This window comes from Pseudomonas sp. LP_7_YM (assembly GCF_004364435.1).
Lineage (GTDB): Bacteria > Pseudomonadota > Gammaproteobacteria > Pseudomonadales > Pseudomonadaceae > Aquipseudomonas.
On the sequence record NZ_SOCT01000001.1, the window covers coordinates 785651 to 797964 of the forward strand.

Annotated in this window: 8 protein-coding genes; 6 read left to right on the forward strand and 2 right to left on the reverse strand. The window is 62.0% G+C overall.

Annotated elements, in window-relative coordinates; all coding sequences use genetic code 11:
• Nucleotides 1-2 precede the first annotated feature (2 nt).
• Nucleotides 3-2498, forward strand: a complete 2496-nt coding sequence (locus EC915_RS03540; RefSeq protein ID WP_133749116.1) for a phosphoketolase — start codon at nt 3-5, stop codon at nt 2496-2498.
• 154 nt (nt 2499-2652) lie between these two features.
• Nucleotides 2653-3294 carry a CerR family C-terminal domain-containing protein gene (locus EC915_RS03545; RefSeq protein WP_256658643.1) on the forward strand — a complete coding sequence of 214 codons (642 nt, stop codon included), beginning with the start codon at nt 2653-2655 and terminating at the stop codon, nt 3292-3294.
• A 65-nt stretch (nt 3295-3359) separates the two neighbouring features.
• On the opposite strand, the gene EC915_RS03550 is transcribed toward EC915_RS03545, so the two are convergent.
• Together EC915_RS03550 and EC915_RS03555 are read right to left on the reverse strand one after the other, a co-directional pair.
• Nucleotides 3360-3980 (reverse strand): TetR/AcrR family transcriptional regulator, encoded by a 621-nt coding sequence (locus tag EC915_RS03550; RefSeq protein WP_133749118.1) that lies wholly within the window; start codon nt 3978-3980, stop codon nt 3360-3362.
• Between the two features lie 76 nt (nt 3981-4056).
• Nucleotides 4057-7629 (reverse strand): indolepyruvate ferredoxin oxidoreductase family protein, encoded by a 3573-nt coding sequence (locus EC915_RS03555; RefSeq protein ID WP_133749119.1) that lies wholly within the window; start codon nt 7627-7629, stop codon nt 4057-4059.
• A 359-nt stretch (nt 7630-7988) separates the two neighbouring features.
• On the opposite strand from EC915_RS03555, the gene EC915_RS03560 reads away from it, so the two are divergent.
• The 4 genes from EC915_RS03560 to EC915_RS03575 are packed head-to-tail and all read left to right on the forward strand — an operon-like array spanning nt 7989 to nt 12311.
• A complete protein-coding gene (locus EC915_RS03560; RefSeq protein ID WP_305955374.1) occupies nt 7989-9608 on the forward strand; it encodes a DUF1302 domain-containing protein in 1620 nt (539 codons plus the stop codon).
• A gap of 39 nt (nt 9609-9647) precedes the next feature.
• Nucleotides 9648-11006 (forward strand): DUF1329 domain-containing protein, encoded by a 1359-nt coding sequence (locus EC915_RS03565; protein ID WP_256658644.1) that lies wholly within the window; start codon nt 9648-9650, stop codon nt 11004-11006.
• Nucleotides 11007-11028: 22 nt separating this feature from the next.
• Nucleotides 11029-11826, forward strand: a complete 798-nt coding sequence (locus EC915_RS03570; RefSeq protein WP_133749121.1) for an SDR family NAD(P)-dependent oxidoreductase — start codon at nt 11029-11031, stop codon at nt 11824-11826.
• Nucleotides 11827-11876: 50 nt separating this feature from the next.
• Nucleotides 11877-12311, forward strand: a complete 435-nt coding sequence (locus tag EC915_RS03575) for a nuclear transport factor 2 family protein (RefSeq protein WP_133749122.1) — start codon at nt 11877-11879, stop codon at nt 12309-12311.
• Nucleotides 12312-12314 lie beyond the last annotated feature (3 nt).

The window sequence follows — 12314 nt, forward strand, 5'->3', positions numbered from 1 at the left end:
CTATGTACACTTTCAATCCCGCGTTTTCCAGCGCCGATGAGTCAAGCCATGTCAGCCCGCAAACGCCCGTGGCGGACGGCCCGTTGTCGACCGAATTGCTCGACCGCATGCACCGGTATTGGCAAGCCGCCAACTATCTGTGTGTCGGGCAGATTTACCTCAAGGCCAACCCGCTGTTGCGCGAGCCTCTGCAAGCCGAGCACATCAAGCCGCGGCTGCTGGGGCACTGGGGAACGTCGGCAGGGCAGAACTTTATCTATGTGCACCTGAACCGGCTGATCAGCGAACAGCGGGTATCCATGGTTTACATCTCGGGGCCGGGCCACGGCGGGCCGACGCTCAACGCCTGCGCGTGGCTGGAAGGGACCTACAGCGATGTTCATCCGGACACCACCCCGGACGAGGCCGGCATGCTGCGCTTCTTCCGCAGTTTCTCCACACCTGGCGGAATACCCAGCCATTGCGGTCCGCATACGCCCAACTCGCTGCATGAGGGCGGCGAACTGGGCTATTCGCTGGTGCATGCGTTCGGCGCAGTCTTCGACAATCCCGACCTGTGGGTGGCGTGCGTGATTGGCGATGGAGAGGCCGAAACCTGTCCTCTGGAAGGCAGCTGGAAAAGCATACGCTTCCTCGACCCGCGTCGCGACGGAGCGGTGCTGCCGATCCTGCACCTCAACGGCTACAAGATCTCCGGCCCCACGGTTGAGGCGCGGACCACCGATGCCGACCTGATTGATCTCTACCGTGGGCGCGGGTATGAGCCGCTGATTGTCGCCGGGGATGATGTGCCTGGCATGCATCAGCGCTTTGCCGCAGCCCTCGACGCGGCGTATGCAAAGGGCCGGCAGATCCAACAGCAGGCCCGCGAGCAGGGCGATACTTCTGCCCAACGCTGGCCGATGATCATCCTGCGCAGCCCCAAAGGCTGGACCGGGCCCAAGGTGGTCGATGGCCTGCCGGTGGAAGGCACCTTCCGCGCGCATCAGGTGCCCTTGGCTAACGTTGTGCAGAATCCCGATCACTTGGCGCAGCTGGAAGCATGGATGCGCAGCTACCAGCCGGATACCCTGTTTGACGACAAGGGCAGCCTGGTCGCTGAACTGCAGGCCTTGACGCCACCTGCGAAGCTACGTCTCGGTGCGGTGCCGTACGTCAATGGCGGTCGACTGCTCACGGCGCTGGACCTGCCCAATTTCGCCGACTACGGCCTGCACGTGCCGGGCCCTGGCGAAGTGATTGCCGAGGCACCGCGCAAGCTGGGCGAGTATTTGCGCGATGTGATTCGCGCCAACCCGCATAATTTCCGGCTGTTCGGCCCCGACGAAACCAATTCCAACCGACTCAATGCCGTGTTCGAAGCCACGCAGCGAACCGCTGCGGGCCCATTGCTGGACATCGACGATCATCTGGCCCGCGACGGCCGGGTCATGGAAGTGCTCAGTGAACACCTGTGCGAAGGCTGGCTGGAAGGTTATTTGCTGACGGGCCGCCACGGTATGTGGTCCACGTACGAAGCCTTTGCGCAAGTGGTCGATTCCATGGTCACGCAGCACGCCAAGTGGCTGCAGCAGTGCCGCGATTTCGCGTGGCGGCGGCCGTTGGCCTCGCTCAACATCCTCTTGACCAGTCATGCATGGCGCAATGACCACAACGGGTTCAGCCATCAATCGACCGGTTTCGTCGACAACGTGCTGCAACGCCGCTCCGACGTCGTGCGCGTGTATTACCCGCCGGATTCCAATTGCCTGGTCAACGTGTTCGATCATTGTTTGCGCAGTCGCAATTACGTGAACGTGGTCACCTGTGGCAAGCAGCCGGATTTCCAGTGGCTGAATTTCGATCAGGCGCTCCAGCATTGCTCGCAGGGCGCATCGGTCTGGGATTTCGCCACCAATGACGGCGGGGCGGAACCGGATATCGTCCTGGCCTGCGCCGGAGATGTGCCGACCACCGAAGCGGTCGCGGCCTCCTGGTTGCTGCAAAAACACGTACCCGGTATTCGCGTTCGCCTGGTTAACGTGGTGGATTTAAGCATCCTGGCCAGTCCCGACGACCGGCCTCACGGCATGGACCACGTGTCGTTCGAAGCGCTGTTCACCCGCGAGGTGCCGGTGATGTTTGCCTTCCATGGTTCCACCTGGGTGATTCATTCCATGGTGCATGGGCGCGCGAACGAAGCGCGCTTTCACGTACGCGGTTTCTCTGATCGCGGGACCACGACCACGCCGTTCGACATGGTCGTGCTGAACAACATGAGCCGTTATCAGCTCGCCATCGATGCGTTGTCGCACGTGCCTCGATTACGCTCCAGCAGCCTGGACGCGATGAGCTATTTCGAAGACCAATTGCGCCAGCACCACACGTACATCCGCGAGCACTTCGAAGACATGCCGCAGATCCGCAACTGGCACTGGACCGCCGACTTCACGCAACCGCAGTCGCCACCGCCGTTGGCCAAGGGTCAGGCGCGCGGGCAGACGTTCACGGATGCCTGAATTACAGGTTTTCCTTTAACCCACGCGTTTGCCCAGCCGCTACTCGTTGATACAGGTTCATACGGATCCCACACCGGAGCTGCACATGGCAAGACACACACCGGCGAACGAGGGCGGTTATCAGCGAGGCGAGGACACGCGCACAGCCATTCTCATGGCTGCCGTCGCGGTGTTCGGTAAACGGGGCTACGAGGGCGCGTCCACACGGGACATCGCCAGAACGGCGGGGGTCAACGCCCCTGCCATTCACTATTATTTCGACGGCAAGGAAGGCGTGTACCTGCAGTGCATCGAGCTGTTGATTAAGTTGCTTTGGCAAAAGGTGGGAGCTGCGGTGCAAGCTGCCGAAAACGCCGCTGCTGATGAGCACAGTAATGACGGCCTGCTGATAGAGGCTGCCCTTGGGATTCTGGCAGCCGTGCTCTCCACGGCCCAAGACACACCGCAGATCAAGGCGTGGCGGGCTTTTTTTGATCGTCACCAGGCGGGCTCCTGCCCCCAGAGCGCAACCGCGGCCTTCGAGCAGCGTTTCAAAGCGCGCATCGAGGCGGTGATGCGGCTTCTGATCGGGCGTCTATCCGGACTCGATCCGCAGGATGATCGCGCAGTCATTCACGCCATGGCATTGCTGACGCAAGGACTGGCGTTTCGCGCGCACAAAGCCGGACTGCTGGCCGCAATGAACTGGACGGAAGTCAATCACCCGCAAATGGAGCAGGTGAAGGACGTTGTCCTGACTCAGGCCCGTTTCACGCTGGAAGGGCTGGCATTACAGAGGGCGACGACCTTCCATTGAAACTCACCACCAGACAGCGCCCGGCATCGGACCGAATCAGGTTGCTGTGCAGCTGAGTTCGCGCGTCACTCAAGAGCAGAGGGCAACAGCACCCCGTGGATCATCTTGGTGTGCAGCCCCACCGTGGCGGCCAGCGAAGGATTGTGGCCAGGGCTGTGCCAGCTGCTGATTTCATTAAGCATCGCCAGCATGCACGGCACCATCGTGTCCACCGGCACCCTGACGAAACGCGCCTGGTCCATGCCCGCTTGCAGGATCGCAGTGAGTCGGCTGGCAACCTGATCCCGAACCCTCTGCACGTGACGCTGTTGCTCGGCGGTCAGGCAGCGGAACTCCAGACGAGCAAGCAGCCAGCGTTGACGGTGTTCCGAGGTGAACAGGACATGGCTTCGAATGAACGCGTTAAGGGCCTTGAGCGGATCACCCACCACAAGGCGCTTTCCCGGCAGTGCCAGCAGCAGGTCGTTTTCGTACTGCTCGATCAATTCGAACAGCAGCGCATCCTTGCTCTCGATGTGGTTGTACAACGAGCCGGCCTGCATGCCGACCGCCGTTGCCAGTTGACGCAGGCTGACTGACTGAAAGCCTTGCGCGACGAACAACTGCAGGGCGATTGCGCGGATCTGTTCGTGGGGTGAAGGTGGCGCATCGGTTTGCATGACATCAAGTGCTGCGAGAGCCTGCATGGGTTTCACCTCGAAAGAGAGCCGGGAATAGGCGCGCCAGTCGGCCTGTGTCGCAGGTTGACTGGCGCGGCATGCATTACAGCTGGGTCACACGAATCCGCGCCGGTTGCACCTGGATCACACCGCCGCTTTGTTCCGCGGTCCCTTTGCCATGCCATTGCTCCAGCAATCCGGCCAGCCGCTGCCGCGCATGGCTCAGGAAGCGCTCCCGCACCGGTCCGTAACCGCGCACGGCATCAGGCAGTTCGGCTAGGGCAACGGCCAGGGCGAGGTTATCGGCATTCAAACGGCTCAACAGTTCGTAGAGCACCGCCTCGTAATCGGCCAACCACTGCAGCTCGACTTTGCGCTCATGGGTGCGCCCAAACGGGTCGAGCCAGGTATTGCGCAGGAACCTGAGCCCCATGAGCACCTTGAATCCCTTGAGCATCCAGGGTCCATAGCTGCTCTTGCGCGGTGCGACCCCGGCAACAGCCTTGTGCAGCAGCGGTGGGGCCAGGTGAAAGCGCAGGCTGTACTCGCCTTCGAATCCTGCCTCGACCTTTTTCAGGAAATCGCCGTTGCTGTACAGGCGTGCGACTTCATATTCGTCCTTGATCGCCAGAACCTTGAAGTAATAGCGGGCCACGGCTTCGGTCAAAGCGCCGGGCTGGCCTGCGAGGGCGGTTTCGGCCTTCATGAAGCGCTCCACTTGCTCAAGATAGCGCGACGCGTACGCGGCATTCTGATACGCGGTCAGGTACACCACACGTCGCTCAATGCGCTGCTCCAGCGTTTCGGCCAACTGGCGGTCAGTACCCTGAACCTTCAGCGCCTTGAGCCGCGATTCCAGGCGCGGCTTGTCGACAGCGGCCCGACGGCCCCAGAGAAATGCCGTACGGTTGAATTCCACCGCTGTGCCGTTGAGTTCGATGGCCTGCATCAGCGACTGCTCACCCACGGGCAACCAGCCTTTCTGGAAGGCGAAGCCAAGCATGAAGGTGTTGGTGGCGATGGAATCGCCCATCAAGGCCGTGGCCATCTGGCTGGCATCGATGAACAGCGCCTGCTCCGGGCCCACAGCGTCACTGATCTGCTGCGACATGCCCCCGGTGCGGAATACCGGGTCGGGATGGCTGAGCAGATCGCCGCTTTCTGCCTGCCTGGCAAAACTGCGTACGAACGCGCTGGTGATGCTCTGCTCAGAGTTGATCACCGCGTGGGTCACACCCTGGCGTAGCTTGACCAGCGTTTCAGCGTTGGCACTGACCACCAGGTCGCAACCCAGCAACAGGTCGACTTCGCCCTCGGCAATGCGCGGCGCATACAGCTGTTCCTGGCACTCGGCAATACGAATGTGCGACCACACTGCACCGCCTTTTTGCGCCATGCCGGCCATGTCCAGATTCAGCACGCCTTTGCCTTCGATGAACGCCGCCATGCCGAGCAAGGCACCGATGGTCACCACGCCGGTGCCGCCCACTCCGGTGACCAGAATGCTGTAGGGCTGGTCCAGCGCCAGGGGCTGCGGCTCAGGGAGTTCCCAGTGGTCTTCGGCGTTATGAGCCAGCGCAGCAGGCTTGCGCGGCTTGCCGCCTTCCACGGTGACGAAACTTGGACAGAAGCCTGACAGGCAGGTGAAGTCCTTGTTACAAGACGACTGGTCTATTTCCCGCTTGCGACCGAACTCGGTCTCTACCGGCACCACCGACATGCAGTTGGACTGGCTGCTGCAATCGCCACAGCCTTCGCACACCGATTCGTTGATGACCACTCGACGGGCCGGGTCGGCGAACTTGCCGCGCTTGCGACGACGACGTTTTTCAGCGGCGCAGGTCTGGTCGTAGATCAGCGCTGACACATCGGCGTATTCGCGCAGCTGTTGCTGCACCTCTTCCATGTGCTCGCGGTGATACACCGGCACGTCCGGCGCCAGGTCAGTGATGGCTTCATAGCGCTCCGGCTCGTCGGTGACCACGACGATTCGCTTCACCCCTTCGGCGGCCAGTTGACGGCTGATCTGCGACACGCTTAGCGTGCCATCCACCGGCTGACCTCCGGTCATGGCCACCGCGTCGTTGTAGAGAATCTTGTAGGTGATCGCGACTTTCGCCGCGACCGAGGCGCGAATGGCCAGCAAGCCGGAGTGGAAGTAGGTGCCATCGCCCAGGTTGGCGAACACGTGCCGGGTCTGGGTGAAGGGCGCCTGACCGATCCACGCCACGCCTTCGCCGCCCATCTGGCTGAACGTCTGGGTTTGCGGATAGATCCAGGCGGCCATGTAGTGACAGCCGATACCGGCCAGCGCGCGACTGCCTTCAGGGACCTTGGTCGAGGTGTTATGCGGGCAGCCGGAGCAGTAATGCGGCACCCGCTCCATCAGGTTGGCCGCCGGCGCTGCACAGGTCGCCAATTGCGCGTCGAGCACGGCCAGACGCACTTGCAGCGGGCCGCTTTGATGCACACGCAGAATACGCCGGGCCAACGCCCGGGCAATCTGCGCCGGGGTCAGTTCACCCACGGCCGGTAGCAGCCAGCCGGTGTGCGGCAGGCTCCATTCGCCTTTGTCATCGAACTTGCCGACGATGCGCGGGCGCACGTCTTCGCGCCAGTTGTACAGTTCTTCCTTGAGCTGGTACTCGAGCAGGTGGCGTTTCTCCTCGACCACGATGATCTCTTCCAGCCCTTCAGCGAACTGCCGGACACCTTCGGCGTCCAGGGGCCAGATCATGCCCACTTTGTAGACCCGCAGGCCAATCTGCTGCGCGAGTTCATCGTCAATCCCAAGCATCTTCAGCGCCTGACAGACATCCAGGTACGATTTGCCCGAGGTGATGATGCCGATCCGTGCGCCGGGCGAGTCCTGTACCACTCGGTCGAGTTTGTTCGCTCGGGCGTAGGCCAGCGCCGCATACAGCTTGTGCTCGATGAGGCGTTTTTCCTGGGCAAGCGGCGGGTCCGGCCAGCGAATATTAAGGCCGCCTTCGGGTAAGGAAATGTCGGGGATCACCGGCAGCGCGCGCTGCGGATCAAGATCGACGATGGCTGCGCTTTCCACGGTATCGGCCACCGCCTTCATCGCAACCCAGCAGCCGGAGTAGCGCGACATGGCCCAACCATGCAGGCCGTAATCGAGGTATTCCTGCACCCCCGACGGCGCCAGCACCGGGATCATCACTGCCTTGAAAATATGCTCGGTCTGGTGCGGAAGCGACGAGCTGCGTGCGCCGTGGTCGTCACCGGCCACCACCAGGACCCCACCGAATTGGGATGTGCCCGCAGCATTGGCGTGGCGGAACACATCGCCGCAGCGGTCGACGCCCGGCCCTTTGCCGTACCACATGCCGAACACGCCATCGTAGGTCGCGCCTTCGAACAGGCTGACCTGTTGCGTGCCCCAGACCGAGGTCGCGGCCAGGTCTTCGTTGACGCCGGGATTGAAGACCGTGTGATGCGCCTTGAGATGGTCGCGCGCCTTCCATAACGCCTGATCGAAACCGCCCAGCGGCGAGCCTCGATAACCGGAGATGAACCCAGCGGTATTCAGGCCGTTGGCGAGGTCGCGCTGGCGCTGCATCAAGGGCAGGCGAACCAGCGCCTGCACGCCGGTGAGCAAGACTTTACCGGTGAGCTGGACGTATTTGTCTTCCAGCGACGGGGTGGCGGACATGGCGGGTTCTCCAGGCGTGTTGTATGCGCGCCTGAGCGATGGCACCCGGCGCAGCTGTTATGGCGCCGAGTCTAGGGAGGCTGCTGCGCATCGTAAAATCACAAATAACGCAGGGTGGTATTGGCAAAACCGATACCTGGACGCACTGATCTGCGGCGTTGGTGTTTCGTCGATAGCACCCGGTAGTTGAGCGATAGCCTCATGCGTTGTCAGCCCTTGGGATGTGCCGTCTACTGCATAGCGTCATCCAGCGCCCTGAGCGCCTGAGCTGGCAGTCGGCAAACAATAAAAACAATCGGCATGACGGAGAACGCACGATGCGTAAGTCCACAAGGGAGAGGCTCAACGAGGCGCTGCGAATGGCGACTTTGTTGATCATCGCAGGTGAGGCCCAGGCCGCCGAATACGACTTGGGCAACCCGGACTACAACCTGCGCTGGGACAACACCTTGCGTTACAACATCGGCGTGCGGGCTCAGGATCGTGACCGCGCGCTGGCCCGCAATGCCACCTATGACGAGTCCGACTCCAAGTTCGACCGTGGCGATGTGGTGACCAATCGCATGGACCTGATGAGCGAGTTGGAGCTGACCTACAAGCAGTACCAGGGCTTTCGCATCAGCGGTTCGGCCTGGTACGACCAGGCCTACGCCGACACTGACGACGAAACCGCCAGCGGCAACGTCTACTATGCCGGGGCACCTGCCGGCCCCAGTACCCCCAGTTATCGCGATGGTCATTACTCCAGCCAGACCCGGCGCTACCACCGGGGTTTCAGTGGCGAGTTGCTGGACGCCTTCGCCTTCACCCGTTTCGATCTGGGCGAGGTGCCGGTCAGCCTGCGCGCTGGTCGCCATACGGTGTATTGGGGTAACGGCCTGCTGATCGCCGGTCACGCCATGTCCTACTCACAGGCGCCCATCGACGGGCGCAAGGCCCTGGCCAACCCCGGTACTGAAACCCGGGAGATTTTTCTGCCGCTGACCCAGGTCTCGGCTCAGGCGCAGGTCACCGACAAGCTGTCGCTGGCGGCGCAGTATTTCCTGGAGTGGGACACCACCCGGGCGCCGGAAGGTGGCACTTACCTTGCGGCTGCCGACGTGGCGCTGCAGGGCCCGAATCAACTGCCGGTCGCCCCTGGTTATGCCTATCCCATCATTGATCCCAAGACTCCGAAAAACGCCGGTAACTGGGGTGTGATGGCCACCTACAGTCTGGACTTCATGCACTCGGACCTGTCGCTGGCTTACCGCCAGTTCGATGATTACAACCCGTGGGGCCTGCAGGTTGGGTCCAACTTTGCGCGCTATGTGTATGCCGAGAACGTAAGGCAATACAGCCTGGGCTGGTCAGCGGGGCCGGTTCTGGGCGGGGCCTCGGTAGGCGTTGACGTGTCGTACCGACAGAACGCCGCGCTGCTGTCCAGCCGCTTCGGCCTGGACGATGACCAAGGCGCCCGTGGCGACACCTGGCACGTGGTCGCTAACAGTTTATGGCTGTTGCCGCAGACGCGGTTTTTCGACACCGGCAACCTGATTACTGAAGTCGCCTACAGCCACTTGCAGCAGGTCACCAAAAACGCCGACCAGTTTCGCGGCGAAGGCTACGGCGGCTGCGTCGGCCAGAACAGGAACTGGGGCTGCGCGACGCGCAACTATGTCGGTATGGCGGTCAACTTCACGCCGCAGTGGTTGAGCGTGTTTCCCGGCTGGAACCTCTCGGCGCCGATCAGTGTGGACTACGGCATTTCCGGCAATGCCGCCACCGGCGGCGGGGCTCAGGGCAAATACAGCTACAAGGTCGGGATCAAGGGCGTACTCGACAGCCGTTACGAGGTCACCCTGGCCTACATCGGCTACGGCAGCGACACCATCAGACGCAACATTCCAGGTGTCGGCACTACCGTGGTGGGTGGTCGTGGCGATCTCGGCCTGACCGACCGCGACTGGGTCTCACTGACCCTGAGTACCGCTTTCTGACCCTTGTTACCTCTGTCAAAACACTCACGGGAGATCTCCATGATGTCGATCCGCAACGGTTTGTTGGCGGGCGTACTGACGCCTCTGCTCATTGCCCCCTGCTTCGCCGATCCCAACAGCACTGCATCCGACCTCGGCCATCAATTGACCCGCTTTGGCGCCGTCGCTGCCGGCAACGCGGCGGGCACCATCCCGGCCTATGACGGCGGCCTGAAAGTCCCGGCGGGCATGGTGCCCGGCGACGGCAACTGGCCCAACCCTTTTGCCAATGAAAAGCCCAGGCTGCGCATCACCGCCGCCAATGCCGATCAGTACGCCGACCAGATCGGCGCCGGCCAGATGCAGTTGCTCAAACGCAATCCCACCACTTACTACCTTGAGGTGTACCCGACCCACCGCACTGCGGCCTATCCGGAAAACTTTCTCGCCGCCACCCAGCGCAACGCCAGCAACCCCGACTGCAAGACGCTGAACGGCGGCCTGTCGATGGCCGAGGCCTGTCGTGGCGGTTTGCCGTTTCCTCTGCCCAAGGATGGCATGCAGGTGATGTGGAACTACTTGCTCAATTACCAGGGCGTCAATGGCTGGGACTGGAACCACAGTGCCTGGGTGGTCAACCAAGGACGACCGACACTGACCAACACCAATCGCTCGACGGGTGAAAAACCCTTCTATCAAGTCGAGGTCCCGGCGCGCGACCCGAAAATCGGCTCGCGTATCTGGTCACGTACGATTGCCCCTGCGCGCAATGCCGGCGAGGCATCCGGTTACTGGGACTATCTTGATCCGGTCGCCGAGCCGCGTTATGCCTGGAACTACACGACCGGCCAGCGGCGGGTACGCAAGGCCCCCGAATTCTCCTACGACACACCCAACTCGGCGTTCGGCGGAGTGGCTTTTTTTGACGAGATTTTCCTGTTTTCCGGAAAGATGGACCGCTTCGACTGGAAACTGCTGGGGAGCAAGGAAATGTTCATTCCCTACAGCAACTACGACTTGAAGTGGAAATGCGATATGGACACCAAACTGATGCCCAAGCACATCAATCCGGCCTGCGAGCGTTGGGAGCTGCACCGGGTCTGGGTGGTCGAGGCCACGCGTAAGGACGGCATGCGCCACGCGCAGAAAAAGCGCCGTTACTACATCGATGAAGACACCTTCGGCGCAGCGATTTATGACGCCTGGGATGACAGCGGCGCGCTGTTCCGCACCGGCGAGCAATACAACATTCAGGCGTATGGCATCCCCAACGCCCCGCAGGAAGACGCCTACTCACTGTATGACTTCACCCGCGATCAGTACGGCATGTTCGGCAATGGGCCCACACGCTATCGCCAGCAGCCAATCGCTGAACGTGAAGCCAATCCGCAGACCATCGCTGGCGGACAGACCCGCTGAATCGGCAGAGGAAGTTCGAGCCATGAATCGTCTTCAAGGAAAAGTCGCGGTGATCACCGGCGCCGGCAGCGGCATCGGCAAGGCCTCTGCGCAATTGTTCGCGGCGCAGGGGGCACGGGTGCTGGTGACGGACCTGTTCTCCCACAGCGCCCAAGCCGTGGCGCAGTCGATCAACGATGCCGGTGGCCAGGCACAGTGGCTGCAGGTGGATGTGGGTGAGGAAAGCCAGCTCAGGGCGATGGTCGATGCAGCAATCGAACACTTCGGGCGCCTGGACGTGCTGTACAACAACGCCGTGAGCAAGAACCCGCAGACCGCCCGCGATGTGGACTTCATCGACTTCAACGAGGCGCTGTTCCACACCAACATGCGGGTCAATGTGCTCGGCGGGGTGCTGGCCTGTAAGTGGGCATTGCCGTTCATGCTGGAGCAGGGCAGCGGTTCGATCATCTTCACCTCGTCCACCAGTTCCATTGCCGGTGAGGTGGCGCAGTTCAGCTACGGCGCCTCCAAGGCGGCGGTGAACTGGTACGTGCAGACCATCGCCGCCACCTTCGGCAAACGCGGCATCCGCTGCAACGGCATCTTGCCGGGGGTGATCCGCACGCCCGCGCTGCAGGGCTGGGCCAACGAGGCCATGACCCAGGCCTTTCTCGACATTCAGAACGTCCCGCGCCTGGGCGAGCCGCAAGACATCGCGCAGATGGCGCTGTTTCTGGCCAGCGACGAGTCGGCCTACATCAACGGCGCGCTGATGCGGGTCGACGGCGGCATGAGCTGTGCCACGCCGATGGTGCCGGTGGTCCGCGCGCTGCTGTGAGCAGCGGATAAGCATTCACTCAACACGACTTCATTCAGAGGGCTTCGATCATGGGATTGAAACAGGAACAGCGCGTCCGCGATTTCTGTCAGGCGTGGGGCGACGGGACGGCAGGCTCACGGCCTGCGGTGGAGGACATTCTTGCGATGCTCAGCGAGGACGCGGTGTGGCAATTGTGGGTGCCGGGCGGTCCGGTGATTCGCGGTCGCGAGGCCCTGCGTCAGGAGATCCTGAGGCAGATGAGTTACGTGACCCACAACCTGTGCACGATCAAACACATCGTCTCTTCGGACAGCGTCGTCATGACCGAACGTGATGACTACGCAGTATCAGGCGGCAAACCGATGCCGCACTCGATGGTCGCGGTGTTCGAACTCGATGAACAGGGGTTGATCTGCGCCTGGCGCGAATACCTGGACACCGCAGACCTTGCACAAAAAAAAGGAGTGCCACTGGAGCAGGTCGGCGGACCTGCGCTGGCCTGAGCA